The sequence below is a fragment of the Salinispora cortesiana genome (assembly GCF_000484695.1).
GTDB lineage: Bacteria > Actinomycetota > Actinomycetes > Mycobacteriales > Micromonosporaceae > Micromonospora > Micromonospora cortesiana.
This window is the reverse complement of the sequence record NZ_AXVR01000078.1, coordinates 1-15,444: the sequence shown is the minus strand read 5'-3', so window position 1 is coordinate 15,444 and position 15,444 is coordinate 1. Positions and strand designations below refer to the sequence as shown.

Annotated in this window: 17 protein-coding genes and 2 pseudogenes; 6 read left to right on the top strand and 13 right to left on the bottom strand. The window is 67.4% G+C overall.

Features of this window, described 5'->3' with window-relative positions:
- Window positions 1-109: 109 nt before the first annotated feature.
- Entirely contained in the window at window positions 110-718 is a 609-nt protein-coding gene (gene rpsD / locus K228_RS0122165; RefSeq protein WP_025620384.1) for a 30S ribosomal protein S4, read from the bottom strand.
- Between the two features lie 48 nt (window positions 719-766).
- On the opposite strand from rpsD, the gene K228_RS0122160 reads away from it, so the two are divergent.
- Window positions 767-1,507: a DUF2470 domain-containing protein gene (locus K228_RS0122160; RefSeq protein WP_025620383.1), complete on the top strand. Its 741-nt coding sequence runs from the start codon at window positions 767-769 to the stop codon at window positions 1,505-1,507.
- Window positions 1,508-1,536: 29 nt separating this feature from the next.
- Here the strand turns inward: K228_RS0122160 and K228_RS0122155 are convergent, their stop codons facing one another.
- The 4 genes from K228_RS0122155 to K228_RS27700 all read right to left on the bottom strand — a co-directional run bounded on the left by K228_RS0122155 (window position 1,537) and on the right by K228_RS27700 (window position 4,975).
- Complete coding sequence (locus K228_RS0122155; RefSeq protein WP_188116238.1) at window positions 1,537-2,388, bottom strand: DUF2470 domain-containing protein; 852 nt, start codon at window positions 2,386-2,388, stop codon at window positions 1,537-1,539.
- 293 nt (window positions 2,389-2,681) lie between these two features.
- Complete coding sequence (locus K228_RS0122150; RefSeq protein ID WP_018724492.1) at window positions 2,682-2,978, bottom strand: DUF1540 domain-containing protein; 297 nt, start codon at window positions 2,976-2,978, stop codon at window positions 2,682-2,684.
- Between the two features lie 381 nt (window positions 2,979-3,359).
- Window positions 3,360-4,175: an ABC transporter permease gene (locus K228_RS0122145; RefSeq protein WP_025620381.1), complete on the bottom strand. Its 816-nt coding sequence runs from the start codon at window positions 4,173-4,175 to the stop codon at window positions 3,360-3,362.
- Entirely contained in the window at window positions 4,172-4,975 is an 804-nt protein-coding gene (locus K228_RS27700) for an ABC transporter ATP-binding protein (protein ID WP_155251607.1), read from the bottom strand. Before K228_RS27700 ends, K228_RS0122145 begins: the two co-directional genes overlap by 4 nt.
- 146 nt (window positions 4,976-5,121) lie before the next feature.
- On the opposite strand from K228_RS27700, the gene K228_RS0122135 reads away from it, so the two are divergent.
- A complete protein-coding gene (locus K228_RS0122135; protein WP_025620380.1) occupies window positions 5,122-5,913 on the top strand; it encodes a TetR/AcrR family transcriptional regulator in 792 nt (263 codons plus the stop codon).
- 30 nt (window positions 5,914-5,943) lie between these two features.
- On the opposite strand, the gene K228_RS30480 is transcribed toward K228_RS0122135, so the two are convergent.
- The 4 genes and pseudogenes from K228_RS30480 to K228_RS0122120 all read right to left on the bottom strand — a co-directional run bounded on the left by K228_RS30480 (window position 5,944) and on the right by K228_RS0122120 (window position 8,639).
- Window positions 5,944-6,570 carry an FtsX-like permease family protein gene (locus K228_RS30480; RefSeq protein WP_245603546.1) on the bottom strand — a complete coding sequence of 209 codons (627 nt, stop codon included), beginning with the start codon at window positions 6,568-6,570 and terminating at the stop codon, window positions 5,944-5,946.
- A gap of 17 nt (window positions 6,571-6,587) precedes the next feature.
- Entirely contained in the window at window positions 6,588-7,421 is an 834-nt protein-coding gene (locus K228_RS30475) for a hypothetical protein (protein ID WP_245603545.1), read from the bottom strand.
- A pseudogene (locus tag K228_RS27695) lies at window positions 7,418-8,106 on the bottom strand (ABC transporter ATP-binding protein). Before K228_RS27695 ends, K228_RS30475 begins: the two are co-directional and overlap by 4 nt.
- On the bottom strand, window positions 8,103-8,639 hold the full coding sequence (locus K228_RS0122120; protein WP_025620378.1) for a PadR family transcriptional regulator: 537 nt from the start codon (window positions 8,637-8,639) through the stop codon (window positions 8,103-8,105). Before K228_RS0122120 ends, K228_RS27695 begins: the two are co-directional and overlap by 4 nt.
- A gap of 302 nt (window positions 8,640-8,941) precedes the next feature.
- Here K228_RS0122120 and K228_RS0122115 point away from each other — a divergent pair, with 302 nt between their 5' ends.
- Window positions 8,942-9,949, top strand: a complete 1,008-nt coding sequence (locus K228_RS0122115; RefSeq protein ID WP_188116237.1) for a phosphatidylinositol-specific phospholipase C domain-containing protein — start codon at window positions 8,942-8,944, stop codon at window positions 9,947-9,949.
- Window positions 9,950-10,042: 93 nt separating this feature from the next.
- Here K228_RS0122115 and K228_RS0122110 read toward each other — a convergent pair whose 3' ends face one another.
- The gene (locus K228_RS0122110) at window positions 10,043-10,249 is read right to left on the bottom strand and encodes a hypothetical protein (protein ID WP_025620377.1); all 207 of its coding nucleotides are present in this window, start codon (window positions 10,247-10,249) and stop codon (window positions 10,043-10,045) included.
- Window positions 10,250-10,395: 146 nt separating this feature from the next.
- Window positions 10,396-11,019, bottom strand: coding sequence for a TetR/AcrR family transcriptional regulator (locus K228_RS0122105; protein WP_025620376.1), 624 nt, complete (start codon window positions 11,017-11,019; stop codon window positions 10,396-10,398).
- Window positions 11,020-11,133: 114 nt separating this feature from the next.
- Here K228_RS0122105 and K228_RS0122100 point away from each other — a divergent pair, with 114 nt between their 5' ends.
- Complete coding sequence (locus tag K228_RS0122100) at window positions 11,134-11,610, top strand: peroxiredoxin family protein (RefSeq protein ID WP_025620375.1); 477 nt, start codon at window positions 11,134-11,136, stop codon at window positions 11,608-11,610.
- A gap of 10 nt (window positions 11,611-11,620) precedes the next feature.
- On the opposite strand, the pseudogene K228_RS28970 reads toward K228_RS0122100, so the two are convergent.
- A pseudogene (locus tag K228_RS28970) lies at window positions 11,621-11,791 on the bottom strand (hypothetical protein).
- Between the two features lie 136 nt (window positions 11,792-11,927).
- Here K228_RS28970 and K228_RS28965 point away from each other — a divergent pair.
- Complete coding sequence (locus tag K228_RS28965; protein ID WP_025620374.1) at window positions 11,928-12,914, top strand: HIRAN domain-containing protein; 987 nt, start codon at window positions 11,928-11,930, stop codon at window positions 12,912-12,914.
- 300 nt (window positions 12,915-13,214) lie between these two features.
- Window positions 13,215-13,970 carry a DUF5131 family protein gene (locus K228_RS0122090; RefSeq protein WP_025620373.1) on the top strand — a complete coding sequence of 252 codons (756 nt, stop codon included), beginning with the start codon at window positions 13,215-13,217 and terminating at the stop codon, window positions 13,968-13,970.
- Here K228_RS0122090 and tcmP read toward each other — a convergent pair.
- Window positions 13,954-15,081, bottom strand: coding sequence for a three-Cys-motif partner protein TcmP (gene tcmP, locus K228_RS0122085; RefSeq protein WP_188116235.1), 1,128 nt, complete (start codon window positions 15,079-15,081; stop codon window positions 13,954-13,956). The two genes, K228_RS0122090 and tcmP, sit on opposite strands and share 17 nt — an antisense overlap.
- Window positions 15,082-15,444 lie beyond the last annotated feature (363 nt).

Sequence of the window (15,444 nt, the reverse complement as noted above, 5' to 3'; positions counted from 1 at the left end):
ACCGTCTGGATCAACCCCACCGAACCCGCTACCGATCAACCGATGCCGCAAGCGGCGTAACACCCACTGGTCCCACCGGCCTTGACAAGTTCCGAGGCCGGGACGATGCTCAGCGTGAGTAGTACTCGACGACGAGTTGTTCCTGGCAGGTGACCGGCACCTCGGACCGCAGCGGTAGCCGGAGCAGTCGTACGGTCAGGTCGGCGAGGTTGACCTCCAGATAGGGCGCGGACTTCTCCCCGGCGTGCGCCCCGGCCGCCGCGACGACGAAGGGTGTCTTGGTGCGGCTGCCGGCGGCGACGGCGATGACGTCACCGGGGCGGAGTCGGGCCGAAGGGCGGTCGACCCGGCGCCCGTTCACCGTGATGTGTCGGTGGGTGACCGTCTGTCGGGCCTGGTAGATCGTCCGCGCCAGCCCGGACCGCAGCACCAGTGCGTCCAACCTGGTCTCCAGATCCACGATGAGGGCCTCGCCGGTCTTGCTCTCCAGTCGGGCGGCCCGGGTGAACGCCTGCCGTAGTTGTCCTTCGTTGACGTGGTACTGCGCCTTCAGCCGCTGCTTTTCCAGGAGCCGGATCTTGTAGTCGCTGGTGCTCTTGCGGGATCGGCCGTGCTGACCGGGTGGGAAGGGGCGGCGCTCGAAGTAGCGCACGCACTTCGGGGTCAGGGGGATGCCGAGGGCGCGGGAGCGCTTGACCTTGGGGCGGGACTGGTTCATTCTACACCTCTCTAGTAAGGTAAGCCTAACCTAATAGGAGGTGGCAGGTTGAGCAACACCTACCCCGAGACTTCCGCGCAGCGGCTGCGGACGATCGTCGCCGCGGCCACCTCGCTGGAGCTGCGGACACCCGGGCACCGGGCTGACCTGATCAACCGGCACACGCTCGATCCGAGCGGTCGGGTCAGGATGGACCTCCCGATCGGCAGCCGGCTAGCCACCGACATCACCCGCCAGCGCGAGGTCGCGGCGGTTATTGAGATCACCGATGTGGCGCCGACACCGGTCCGGGAGCGCGTCCGTGGCCGTGCCACGCTCAGTGGTTGGCTCACCCCGGTCGCCCCCGGCGACACCGAGGACCTGACCCCGGTAGCCCCCGGCGACAACGAGGACCTGTCCGTCGAGCTCGACCTCGCCGCCGTCGAGCTCAGCATCGACGGGGTCACCACGACGGTGGATCCGGATGACTTCGCCGCCGCCGAACCGGACCCACTCGCCGCCGAGGAGGCGGATCTCCTCTGCCACCTCGACCGCCACCACCCGCGTACGGTCGAGTCGCTCTGCCGTCTGGTCGCACCACGGCACCGGTACGGCGTACGGTGGGTCGTCCCGCTTCGCCTGGACCGGCACGGATTGGTGCTTCGGCTGGAGCGGGTGAGCGGCCACCGCGACGTCCGGCTCGGGTTCACCCCGGCGTTACGCCACCCGGAGGAGCTCCGCGAACGCATGTCTGCGCTGGTTGAGCGGTGTGCTGCCTGCGGTCGGCGCTCCCGGACCTGGCTTAGTTGACGATCATCCGGACCGGGCTGAGCTGACGATCAGGCCGAGGGAATCCCGCACTCCGTCGCTGGCAGGTCGCAGCCGGCTGCCGGAGCGGCAGTCTCGGTGGCCGTGCCGTGGGGCGAGCCGCCGGACCGGTGCGGTGCGGCCTTGGCCAGCAGGTCCCGCAGCCCCGCAGTGAGGTCGGTGCTGCAGGTGACCCGGCGGGCGAACGGCAGCCGGACATCGAGGTGTCCGTCTGGTGCCTCGGCGCGCAGCACCACGCCGTCGGCGTCAACCGCGACTGGTACGACTCGCGTTGCCGTTGCCGTCAATTCCGGGTTGACCAGGGTCGTGAGCTGGTCCACCGCGTCCCGGTGGTGCCGGATCAGATGCTGAAGGTGGGTGGCTTCGACCGCGGCGAGCGGATCCGGGCAGGTCGCCCGGTAGGTGCTGGCGCCCACCAGGGCTTCGTCGTCGCCGCTGGTGACCGCGACCTCGACCGGCTGGACCGCCCAGAGCGCGACGGGGGGCAGGTCGAGCAGGGACATCACCGTGTCGGCGTCGCAGGACTCCAGGTTCGCCGGGTCGAATCGGTGCGCGGTACCCGTTACCCGCACTCTGGCCCGCACCCGGGAGCGCACGGCGACCGGGACGAGCTGGGTGACGTCGAGCTGTACCTCGCCAGGTCGCCCGCGGGCCGCCACCAGCAGTCCGCCGGTCGGGCTCATCGCGTCAACCGCCAGGATCACCGTGCCGTCGGGCAGCACGGCGTGCGACTGGATCAGGTCAACGGAGGTGTCGCCGAGACACAGCCGCAGGGACGTGGCGGTGGAGAGGGCGGAGCGCGAGATCACCGCGTGGTGGTCGGTCGGCAGGATGCGGGTGCCCGCGAGTGCGGTTTCCGACATCGCCCCACGGGCGAGCGCTGAACTGGTCAGACTCGCTGGCCAGTCGCCTGGATGGAACGCCATGTAGTCCCCTCGGCCATGGAAGTGAAGTGAATTCGGCCTCGGGACTCGACTCTAATAGGTAAGGCTAACCTTGCCAAGCGCGATGCTCGATTGCCGATGCCGCAGGTGAGGCAGTTCACCGCGGGCCGGGTGGGAGCGGGCGGCCACCGAGGGTAGCGGCGGGCTGACCAAGCACACCAAAGCCCCCGGCTGTTCAGCCGAGGGCTTTGGGTGGACCGGTGCGCCGGCTGTCAGGCGGGCCGGTAGGTAAGGCAGTCGCTGGCGGTGGCGCCGGGGCCGACGGTGATGGACTCGGCGGTGCAGGCGAGGTTGGTGTTGAAGGTGCACTCGGAGCGGGCGCAGGCGCCCACCGCGCCGGTAACCTCGGCGACCCCGCCAGAGACGGCGGACTCCACGAACGTCGCGCAGGACGCGGCGTCACCCGCCGAGGCCACGGTGATCGCGGGAGCGTGGCAACCGCCGTCGTTGAAACTGCACGCCGTGGCGGCGCATTCGCGTACTGGGGGTGACTGCAGCAGAGTTTTCATTGATGCCTCCAAGGCCGTGCGGGCCGGCAGGCCGGAACGAGCCAGCGCGGCGAAACAAGGTGTCAGTCAGCATTGCCGCAGCGGCGAGACGTAAACATGGAGCCGGTAAGGTCTGCGGGTTTTTCCGACGCCAACACTGTAGCAGTAAACCTCGCCCAGTAAGGAATAATCATGTTTCGTTGTTTGCCGCTCTTGAGTTAAGTAAGTAAGCCTTACCTAGGTAAGGTAAGTCTTGCTTTGCCTGCTGGCTAAACCTAGTTGCAGCGCTTGTTCTGATGTTTTACTTCGGCGATTTTAGGCAGGGTGTCGGCCGAACTCCGACCCGATTGAGTGATGGCCGCCCGTTGGCGGGCAAAGGGTGACCGGTACGGGTTTCGGCCCTCAGGCGTACCGGCGGTGGTAGAGCCGGGTGGCCACCGGAGCCGCCACGCCGAGGATCGCGACCCACCAGATCGCCGCGTACCAGCCGGTGTTGCCGACCGGCAGCCCGAGCAGGAGCCCGCGAACGGTGTCGACAACCAGGGTCACTGGTTGGTGCTCGACGAAGCCGCGCAGACCGTCGGGGAGCGACTCCGGCTGGACGAAGGCGCTGCTGGCGTAGGGGTCGAACATGAAGATCATGCCGAGTCCGGCGGCACCGTCCGCCGACCTGGCGACCAGGCCGAGCGCGGCGGCGACCCAGGCCAAGGAGCAGGCGAACAGGAGCAGCGCCCCAACGGCCAGCAACCAGTCGAGGGCGGAGCCGGCCGGGCGGAATCCCACGGCGATTCCAAGGCCAACCATGGTGACCAGCGAGATCGTCGCGCGGAAGACGGCGGCGACGACGTGACCGATGATTACCGCGGATTCCGCCATGGCGATCGTCCGGTACCGGTCGACCACGCCTTCCTGCATGTCGGACTGGACGGCCACACTGGTGGAAACAGTGACCATCGCGATGCTGTTGACCAGAATGCCGGGGACGAGGTAGTTGACGTAGGCGGTGTTTCCGACATCGATCGCCCCACCGAACATGAAACGGAACAGCAGCAGCAGGGTCGCCGGCAGCATGATCGCGGTGAAGAGCTGTTCGGGGCTGCGGGTCAGGTGCCGCAGATGTCGGCGGATCAGGACGAGGTTGTCGTTGATCGCCCAGTACAGCTTCGTGCGGGTGTCCGGTCGGGCGACGCCCTCGCCGGTCTGGGTCTGGGTGGTCACCGGGCGGCTCCCAGCTCGTCGTTGGGCTCGTGGCGGGCGGGCATCGGGTCGGGATCCGGGGTGTCGGTCGCCCGCTGGGTGAGGGCGAAGAAGACGTCGTCCAGGGTGGGCTTGGTCAGCGACAGCGAGTCGATCGCCAGGCCGTGCTCGGCAAGGAGGTCGAGCAGCTGCTTGACCCGGGCCGGCCCGTCGATCGCCAGGCTGATCGTGCGGGTCTCCGGGTCGCGGGTGAGACCCGGCCCGGCCAGCAGGTCGTCGGCCCGGCGGTAGTCTTCGGGGCCGTTCAGCACGACTGACGCCCGCTCCCGACCCACGCCTTGTTTGAGCTGGTCGGCGGTGCCTCGGGCGATGATCCGGCCGTCGTTGAGGACGGCGATCTGGTCAGCCAGCCGGTCGGCCTCCTCCAGGTACTGCGTGGTGAGCAGGATGGTGATGCCCTCGCTGAGCTGCCCGGCGGGCGGCGCTGGTCTTGCTGAGCTTCTGGAGTCGGCCCAGCAGCACCAGATTTCCCGGCCGCTGTGCAGCCAGTCGAGGGCGACGAACTGGCTGACCATCCCGATTGAGCTCCGCACTCCATTGCGTCGCCGCATCACACCGTGGCCGTTGACGACGACGGACCCGCGCGATGGTCGGGTGAGCGTGCTCAGCGCCTTTACCACGGTGGACTTGCCGGAGCCGTTGGGGTCGAGCAGGGCCAGCAGGGTGCCGCGGGGAACATCGAGATCGACTCCCCTGAGCACCTCGACCTTCCCATAGCTTTTTCGGAGGCCCCGAACCTGGATCGCGTATTCGTGTCCCACTGCTCTCCTCCCGTTGCTGTCCGGTGGCGGTGGTGCCAGCACCGGTAAAAGGGTCAGGGGCGGTTTGCCGGGAACTGTATATGGACTATACTGATGGCTATACGCTATACACGGTTAGCGTGGGGTGTCAACGGAAGGGCGGCACGATGGGTTCCGAGCAGACTCCGCCAGGCGGCGGGCCAAGCACCTTCGAGTTCCTCTGGCGGGAGGGTGACCGCCCGCGCAGCAGTCCCGGGCCGAGGCCCGGGCTCAGCGTCACCCAGGTCGTCATGACCGCCATCGCGATCGCCGACGCCGATGGCATCGACGCCGTCTCCATGCAGCAGGTCGCCAAGCGACTCCAGGTGACCCCGATGTCCCTATACCGCTACGTGCCGAGCAAGAAGCACCTGGTCGAGGCCATGTTCGACGAGGCCTCCGGCGCGCCGCCCGGCCTCGACGCGGTGCCCGGCGGCTGGCAGGTGCGAGTCGAGGCCTGGGTCACGGCGCTGTGGGGCCGCTACCAGGCCCACCCGTGGATGCTGCGGGCCCAGGTCAGCCAACCGATCGGCCCCCACCAACTGGCCTGGTTCGAGGCGCTGCTGGCCGTCCTCAAAGACATCGGCCTGACGTACGAGGAGATGGTGTCGCTCGCCCTCTTCCTCACCGGCGCCACCCAGGGCCTGGCCCGGATCTCCACCGACCTGGCCCGGGCGGCCGGCGAGGACGACCTGATCCCCTTCGGGGAGGCGCTGGCCGCGGTGGCCCACCCGGACCGCTTCCCCACCCTCAGCGCCCTGCGGTCTGCCGGCACCTTCGACATCCCGGCGGGCGCCTACGACATTCCGGCTGGGGCTGCCGGCGGGGCCACCAGCACCGAGCCCAACCTTAAGTTTGGCCTGCGGCAGCTGATCGAGGGCATCGAGGCCCACGTCGCTGCCCGCGCGGAACGGGGTTAACGTAGCCGCTGCTCGCCGCCCTCGGTGCACTCAGACGCGCAGCTCCTCCAGTGCGGTGCTGGCCCGCAGGAAGAGTAGGCCGACGCCGACGGCCGCCAGCAGCGCCACGAGGCCGCCGACGCCGAACAGGGCCAAATCGACCAGGGGGAACGGCACATTCCGGATGATCGGCGGTTGCTCGCAGTCACCCGTCGGGCAGACACTGAAGTCGTAATCGGTCACTGTTGTGCCGAAGAGGCCGTACGCCAACCCGGTGCCCACCGCGAGCGCGAGTAGCACGCCCAGCGCCGCTGGTGCCATTGACTGCCAGAGCACGGCCCGGGCCAGGGTGCCGCGCCCGACGCCGGTGGCCACCAGCGCCGCGTACGCCCGTCGGCGCGAGGTGACCGACTCGGTGAGGGCCACGACCAGGCCGCCGGTAGCGATCAGCAGCCCGACCGTGATCGCCAGGTTGACCAGGTCGAGCGACTGGAAGTAGAAGCTGTGGTCCTGAGGAAAGTAGTCAACGCCCTGCGCCGCCGCGTAACGCTGCATTATCTCGTCCTGCAATGCGAAGTCGGCGGCGAACCACTCGCGGAGGACCGCCGCGCCGCCGGCCAGCACTAGGCAACCCAGCAGCGCGGCCAGGGTCCGGCTGCCGTTCCACGGGTCGGCCATCAGCCGCCGGGCGGCTATCAGCCCGGCGGGTCGGCGGGCGAAGCGGTGCAGCAGCCGCCCGACGCGGTACGAAATCCAGCCGGTGCCCAACACCGTCCCGGCCGTCGCGGCGAGCAGCGCGAACAGAACCAGCAGCAGGAACACCTCGCTCGGCAGGGAACCGAACCCCGCTGTAGCGGGACGATGAGTGCGGTAGTGCCGACACCGACCGCGATGAGAGCGCCGGGCCACGGCTTCGGCCGGTTCGTCCGTACCCGTCGCACCACACCCAACGGCGTCACCACGACCCGCCGCAGCATGACGGCGGCGACCAGCGCGGAGAGTAGCGGGATGCCGACGCAGACCGCGGCGAGCGCCCACCACGGTGGCAGCACGTCCGTGGGCAGCGGCAGTCGGCCGTCGGCCCCCGGCCGGTGCAGCAACTCCCGGCCGCCGAGATAGATGCCGAGGCCAGCCAGCGTACCCAGCGAACTCGCCACGCCGGTCTCGGTCGCCGCGATGGCCACCGTCTGGCCCGGTGCCGCGCCGGCGAGCCGGATCGACGACAGTCGACGGTCCCGAGCCGGGGCGCCGAGCCGCGCGCACTGGCCGGCCAGCGCCAGCACCGGCACGGTCAGCAGGACCAGCGCGAACACCACCCCGGGCCGCAGGCCCGCCTCGGCCAGCAGCGCGTTGCGGTACTGCGGGGACAGGTTGTTGCGGCCGTTCGCGACGGTGGGGATCGCGGCCACGGTCAGCGCGGCCAGGATCCCCAGGGTGGCCAGGCCGGCGGAGAGACCGGTCAGTAGCACCCGCGCCGCGTCGGTGCGGGTGCCGGCGAGCGCCAGCCGCAGCAGCGTCATCGGTCTCATCGGACCGCTGCCTCAACGCCGAGACCGCTCGGGTCCACCTGGCCGTCGCGGAGCGCGACCTCGCGGTCTGCGTCCCGGCCACCCGCGCGTCGTGGGTGACCAGCAGCACGGTCGTGCGCTGCTGGCGGGCAACCTGTACCAGGTGGCTGAGCACCTGCTCGCCGGTGAGCGAGTCCAGTGCGCCGGTCGGCTCATCGCAGAACAGCACCCGCGGCTCGGTAACCAGCGCCCGGGCCAACGCGCAGCGCTGCTGCTGGCCCCCGGACATCTCCCCCGGACGCTGGTCGGCCAGGTCCGCCACACCCAGCCGGTCCAGCCACGACAGTGCCGCGGTCCGCGCCGCTCGCCGCCCCGTGCCGGCGAGTAACAGCGGAAGCGCCACGTTCTCCGCGGCGGTCAGCTCCGAAACGAGCTGCCCGAACTGGAAGAGCACCCCGAACTCGGTACGCCGCAGCTGTGACCGCCCGCCCTCGGACAAGGTGTCGATGCGATGGTCGCGATAGATCACCTCGCCGGCGTCCGGCCGCAGGATGCCGGCCATGCAGTGCAGCAGCGTCGACTTGCCGCAGCCAGATGGCCCGGTCACAGCGACGATCTCGCCCTCCGCCAGGTTCAGGGTCCCGCCGCGCAGGGCTGGCGTGTGCCCGTACGCGCGGACCACACCGCACGCGTGCAGGATACTCATCGAGCTATCTCCTTGTGCAGGTCAGCCACGCGAGCGAGGGTGGTTTGGAGCCACCGCAGGTCCGCGTCGAGGTGGGCGATGCCGTAGTCGGCTGCGATCACGTCGCTGAGCGTGGCGTCCGGATCGGTCTTCAGCGCGGTGAGCTCCCGTAGCCGGGCCATGTGCGCCGCTCGCTGCGCGACCAGATATCCGCGAGCCTGGCTGATGTCGGTGACCAGGAGGGCCACCACCACCTTCGCGAGCAGCACGCTGGTCAGGTGGGGCAGTGGGGGCTCGACTGTCGCGAGCCACGTGGTGAGCGCCGCGTGGCCGGTATCGGTCAGCGTGTATGAGGTGCGCTCCGGTCCGGCGTCTTGGTCCTGACCCGCTGGAGTCACCAGGCCGTCTCGGGCCAGCCGGCCGAGGGTCGCGTAGACCTGGCCGAAGGCTAGCGGTTTCGCCCTGGGTAGTCGCGCGTCGTGTGCCCGCTTCAGGTCGTACCCGTGCTTGGGCCCGCCAGCGAGCAACCCCATCAACACGTATGGCGTGGACATGGCCGCTACTATTCACTGAGCGAATAGATGATGTCAAGCGTCGGGGCGCACTGCCCTACTTCGAATGGGTAACCCTCGACTGTGTCCGCAGGTGAAGCCCGACTCGACCGCGCCCCCGGTGCCTGGGCCGGAATCCGGCCGACTACATCGGACCTTGTCGCGCTCTCGGTACTTGACCAGATGGCACTTGGTCAAAACCTGCCATTAAACCCAAGTCTATCGATCTACTGCTAGCCTCGGCTAACTCTGAGCATCGAGGAGGATGAGTGCTAGCACGTCGTGCGGCGGCCGTGGCTGCCATCATGATCGCAAGCCTGGCGGTGCCGGTCCAGCAAGCCGTGGCCGCTCCGGCCAACGACATGCCCTTCGCATCCGCGACCACTGTCGGGCTCCACAACACCTACGAACGCGGGGCCTTCGACTACCTGGCTGAGGCGCTGGACACCGGCACCAGCTTGATCGAGATCGACATCTGGCCGAACATCTTCACCAGGAAGTGGAAGGTCAGCCACGACGAGCCGCTGAGCAACAACAACAACTGCACCACCGGGTCAACCCTCGCCGACCTCTACACCGGTAGCCGGAACAAGCACTTCGGTGACTGCCTGGACAACATCCGGGTCTGGCTCGACGCCCACCCCGACAGCGGCCCACTCATGATCAAGGTCGAGCCGAAGCTGGGCCTCGCCACCGCCTTTGGCATGGGAGTGGATCAGGTCGACAATCTGGTCCGCAGCCGCCTCGGCGATCGTGTCTTCCGCCCGGCGGACCTGCTGGCCAAACCCGACGGAGGTTGGTACGACTCCCTCGACGACGCGGCCCAGGCGGGGAACTGGCCCACCCGGGAGGAGCTCGCCGGACGCGTGCTCCTCCACGTCGTACCCGGCACCGTGGAGAACCGCAATCCCTTCGACTGGTCGCCCACCAACGAGCAGTACGCGGAGCATCTCCGTGATCTCGCGGCAACAGGAGAGATCGAGGACGTGCAGATCTTCCCCACCGTCAAGGGGACCGCCGGCGACGACCCGCGGGACCAGTACGACGCCGACATCCGGCCCTGGTTCGTCGTCTTCGACAGCGGGGCCTCCGGCTGGCTCAACCGGGGCACCACCTGGTTCGCGGAGAACAACTACCTGCTTGTGATGACCAGTGCGCACGCGGTGGAGCCCGCCATCAGCAGCACCAACCCCACCGAAGCGGAGGCGCGGGACCGACTGCTGCTCCTGGCCGGCGCCAACGCCAGCGTCATCACCAGTGACTGGACCCAGCTGCCACAGATCCAGTCGATGGTTGTTCCGCGCGGGGAGTAGGGCGCAACGTCGTAGCGGTCCTCGCTCGTTGGTCTTGGTCGGCGGCGTGCCGGCGGCGGGTGTCGTCACCGGCGCGTCGCGGACCCAAGGAATTTAGTGTTCGTCGGGTGCCTGGTAGCGGTAGGTGTTGGGGTTGACCGCCGCGGGCTTGGGATCCTCCTGCCAGGCCCCCTCGCCGGGGCGGGCGATCAGGGAATCCAGGAGTTCCTCCCGGTCCATGTCGACCGCGCCCTCAATGCCACCTCGTACGGCCATTTGTCGCAGGTCCTCCGTGTCCAGCTCCAGTATCGGACGCGCCATGGTCGTCTCCCTCGACGTCGGCTGGTGACTGCCTTACCCGGTGCGCCCCAGCTTTGAACGAGGGCGTCATGGTTAGTCGCTTCCGGAGCGCCTACGCCTACGCCTTTTCCGTCGTGGTTTCGGTGCGATGATCCGCCCACCGGGGCTTACCGGGCGGTGGCGAAGCTGGCCACGTGATCGATCGCCATGTCCAGCGCTCGGGTGAGTGGGCGGCTGGACCGGTAGGTCTTGCTCAACAGCAGCCCGCCCTGCAGGGCGGCCATGATGGCTTCGGCCAGTGCTTCCGGGTCGGCATCGGACCTCAGACGTCCCTGGTCGCGCATCGCCGTGAGTCCTATACGCAGCGGAGATGCCCACGCGGTGAAGCATTTCTGTAGCACGTCCCGAGTCTGTGGATCGCCGTCGGCGAGTTCGCTGGCCAGAGACCCGAGCGGGCAGCCACCCACATTCTGGGCCTCGTCGCGCGCCGCGACGAACTTGTCGCGCCAGCGGCGCAGGCCGGCCAAGGAGTCCAGCTGGTCCAACTCGGGCCGCTGTGTCGCCATGATTCGGTCGGTCTGCTGCCATGCGGCCGCTCGGAGTAGATCGTCCTTGTTCGCGAAGTAGTGGTACAGCTGCGACTTGCTGGTCCTGCTCGCCGCCATCACATCGTCGAGGCTCGTGCCCGCCGCCCCGTGCCTACGCACGAGGTCGGCTGTGGCCGCCACGATGCGGGTCCTGGTCGCTGCTCCCCGGGCGGTCAGCTTGGAGGTGTGCTGCGCGGTCGTCATGGCAAGAAGCCTAGCAAGAAACTGGACTTGCTGGTCCAGTTCTTCCCAACCTAGTCTGGACCAGTCAGTCCAGACCACGGCGCTTGGGAGCGCCGGCGCGACGAGGAGAACGATGTGGCTCGGCTCAGCAACGGACAGCGCTTTCCAAACCTTCAGGTCCCCGCCGTCGGCGGTGGCACGCTCAACCTGCCCGACGACCTCGCCGGCCGGTTCGGTGTCGTGTTGATCTACCGTGGAACATGGTGCCCGTACTGCAACGCGCAGCTCGCGGCGTTCCAGCGGGCCAGCGACACGCTCGCCGCACTCGGCGTACGGGTCGTAGCGCTCTCCTCTGACGACGAGGAAGCCTCTGGCCAGCTCGTGGCGAATCGTCGGCTCGACTTCCCCGTTGGGCACAGTGCCGACATCGCCGCGGTGGCCGAGGCGACGGGTGCCTACGTCAATGGCGAGCCGCACCACCTGCAGTCGACCGGGTTCGTCCTCGCACCCGACGGCACCGTGCTGACGGCCGTCTATTCGAGCGGAGCGATTGGTCGCCTGGTCCCCGACGATGTCGCCGGCCTGGTCCGCTCCATCCGCGAACACAGCTGACCGAGGGGAGTCACTGTTCGTCGGGAGCCTGGCAGCGGTAGGCGTTGGGGTTGACTGCTGCTGGTTTGGGGTCTTCCTGCCAGGCTCCCTCGCCGGGGCGGGCGATCAGAGGATCGAGGAGTCCTCCCGGTCCATGTCGCCCGCCCTCGATGCCGCCACGTACGGCCACTTCCGGACTCATCGGTTGACGTTCCGCACCGACCTGCGTCGAGGCTGTCGCTGCTTCGCAGCCTGCACCCGCGATGCCGTGTCGACTACCCGACACTTACGCAGTTCGGGGATGACGAGTGCTCGGGCAGGAGCGATAGCCTCCGGCAATGATCCGACCATTTGACCTGTGGGGCCAGCGAGGCTGGTGCAACCAGGAGGTCGTAGGTGAGTCCAACTACGCCAAAGAAATCCGAGGGGCACTCGGGGCAGACTTCAAGCCGTACGGGTCTGAGGTAGAGAAGGACGTGCACCTCATCCCGGAGCCCACCAACCGCTTCGACCCGCATGCCGTCAAGGTTGCCTATGACGGGCAGACCCTTGGGTATCTACCCAAAGGCCAGGCCAAGATCTACTCGGCGGCCCTCACGGCGCTCGTCAACCGGGGCTGGACCCCCCAGGTTCGAGCCCGCATCTGGGGACGGGAAGAAGACTGGGACGGTCGACGCCGACCCCAGTTCGTGGGATCGGTGACCCTGGACCTCGCTGACCCGCACATGATCGTTCCGGCGAACATGCCGCCAGCCGACCTGCACGTGATGCTTCCCCAAGGCCGTATTGTCCAGGTGGCGGGTGAAGAGAAGTGCATGACTCACTTGGCTCAACTGGTGAGTCCGCAGGGCGAGTGCTGGATCTATGTGACGTTGCACCAGGTTGAGCAGCAGCGGGCTCGATCGACGCGAACGCTGGTAGAGGTTCGAGTCAACGGGGAGCCCGCTGGCACCTTGAGCCCGGCGACGTCAGCCGAGATGCTGCCGGTGCTTGCCCACCTCTCGGAACTCGGGATGTTGACGGCTGCCCGTGCAGTCCTGAAGGGCAACCGGGTCAAGGCCGACGTCACGCTGAACGTGTGCAAGGCCAGCTCGCTGACTGATGCGTGGTTGGATGCGCCGCCAGCGGCTGAAGGAGCCCGGCCCGCACAGCGGGCGACCGCAGAGACCCCCGGGAGTGCTGCTGCCCCCGTACCGCAATGGCGGTTCGTGGTTCCACCGGGCTGGCCGCCGCCGCCCGCAGGTTGGATTCCGGCCCAGGGCTGGCGGCCCGATCCGTCGTGGCCTCCTGCGCCTGATGGCTGGCAGTTCTGGGTACGAGCCTGAGAGCTTCCTTCCGTCTACCCCTCAGTTCACCGACCACAGGTAAGAGTCTTCCCTGCAGCCTGCTGGTCGGGTTGGGCGCTGCGCCGCCTCGGCAAATGTCGTCACCGATGATTGTCGTCGGTCAACGGTGATCGGCCTGCGAAGGCCTGGCCGAGTCAAACCGTGCCCTTCGCCCGTTGGGACGAGCAGGCAAGCCTAACTGCCGCATGCGTCGGCTGATCAACAAGAAAGATCGTCTGCACGTCTTTCCATCCGTACGCATGTTCGACAGTATTGATGTAACCAACCCAGGGAGTGGCCATGGCGGACAAGAGCGCCATCGAGTGGACCGAAGCGACCTGGAACCCCACAACAGGTTGCGACCGGATCTCCGCGGGCTGCGACAACTGCTACGCCCTGAGTCTGGCGAAGCGCCTGAAGGCGATGGGGTCTGCCAAGTACCAGAACGATGGCGACCCGCGCACCTCCGGACCTGGCTTCGGCGTCACGCTTCACCGGGACGCGTTGAGCATTCCTGCGCGCTGGCGCGAGCCGCGAACAGTGTTCGTCAACTCCATGAGCGATCTGTTTCACGCTCGCGTGCCGATCGACTATGTGCGTCGGGTGTTTCAGGTTATGGCTGACACTCCGCGCCACACTTACCAAGTGCTCACGAAACGGGCATCACGGCTAGCGCGAATCGCAGACCAACTTGACTGGCCACCGAATGTGTGGATGGGCGTCAGTGTGGAGACGGAGCAGGAGCTGCCAAGAGTGGACCACCTTCGCACCGTCCCAGCGGCTGTCCGATTCATCTCCGCAGAGCCATTGCTCGGCCCTCTCGATGGCATCGATCTAACCGACATCCATTGGCTGATTGCTGGCGGCGAGTCTGGGCAGGGCGCCCGTCCGGTAGACCCGGCGTGGATCCGAGACCTGCGGTACGAGTGTGCCAAGGCAGGGGCGGCCTTCTTCTTCAAACAGTGGGGAGGGAGGACCCCAAAGGCAGGCGGCCGGCTGCTGGACGGCAAGACGTGGGACGAGATGCCGTCGAGGGAACTTACGCCGGCTCGATGAGAGCTTGGAGCAGCTTGCCCTTGCCTTTCGGGCTGGTCTTGGTGATATCAGGGTAGAGCCGCGTCCACGCCTTGCGTAGGTGGGTCTGACGGGCCTGGCCGGCGGCCTCACCGTAAACCTCTTTGTATCGCTTGCTGACCACAAAGGGTCTGCCCTCGGCTAGCAGTCGACGTAGGTTCGCCTCGATATCGTTGATCCAGCCGTCCTCTAGCGCCCGCTCACTTGCCAGGAAGCTTGCCTCGTCCGCGAACAGGGTGTCGGCGTTCTCGATGTCGTACACGGCCTTGCGCCACTGGCCGAGGCCAAGAGACAAAGCTTCGGCGAACTCGCTGAAACCGTCGCGGTGGCGAGTGAGGAAGACTAGGTAGTAGAGAGGCTTGTGGTGAGCGCGGTTATTTACCGGGGTGACCCACCAGCTGCATCGTTGATTGGCAGCTAGCCGACGCGTGTACTCGGCGACCACGGCCATCTCCGCGCGCTCCTTGTTGTCTCCGTGAGCGAGCCAGACCTTCTGCCACCAGTCCCCACCGCATGCGGCGTCCATCCGAGCGAGGGTCGCCGGTGTTCCGGGGTTTTCTTTGGTGCTCGTGAGAAGCCCGGCCACCCGACGTAGACCAACGGCGCTGAAGTTGATCAACAGCTCGGTCGCCGGCGGGGGCCCTGGTCGCTGCGCGAACACTTGGGCCGTCTTCGCGAACGGAATCATGACCCCGAACGGGTCGAGGTAGACCAGAGTGGGGAGGCCCTTCACCAGGGTCAGCAGTTCATCGAGGTGATCCTCGATGCTGCCGGAGAAGACCTGCACTTGCAGACCTGCCCCCTCTGTCGCAACAACCTGCCGAAGCTTGGCCAGCGACTCCGGGTCACTCTCGACGAAGTAGCCCTCCAACTGCCGGTTGATCGCCTCCAGCTCACGCGCCTTCCGCAGCAAGAGGGCAGGAGAAGCCTCGTCTCCGTTGTCATACCTGCCCTCCCCCGCGTACCCGTCAATTACTGCAACCCTGTGATCAGGGGAGTGCAGGCCGGTTTTCCCAACGAACGGGCTGGTGTACTTATCGATGATGGCGTGTTTCAAGATTGCGGCCGGCTTTTTGCCTTCGAAGAAACCCACACGCATCCCCCACTGGTTCCCCTGCCCACTAGTTCACCTATAGTGAGCAGTTGATGTCATGGGGTGATTATGATTGATGGGCGTAGATCCGAGGTACCCTTCGGTGGGCCGACCTTCTGTCGGGTGGACGACAGCATGCCCTTGAGGCGACACCCTGTCACCCTCCGTCACCGCCGAATGTGAGACAGGGGTACCGTAACGAGCAAGGCGCTGCTGGTGGCGCGGTAGCTGGGCGGCACCACCCGGTGTGGCCACCGCAGGAGGCTCTCCGGGCTGGAGTCACCTGGCAGATGTGTCTGGCGTCGTGCACCGAACCGTCCGGTCCAGGAACTGCCGGATCTGACTATTCTTCCAGCGGACGAT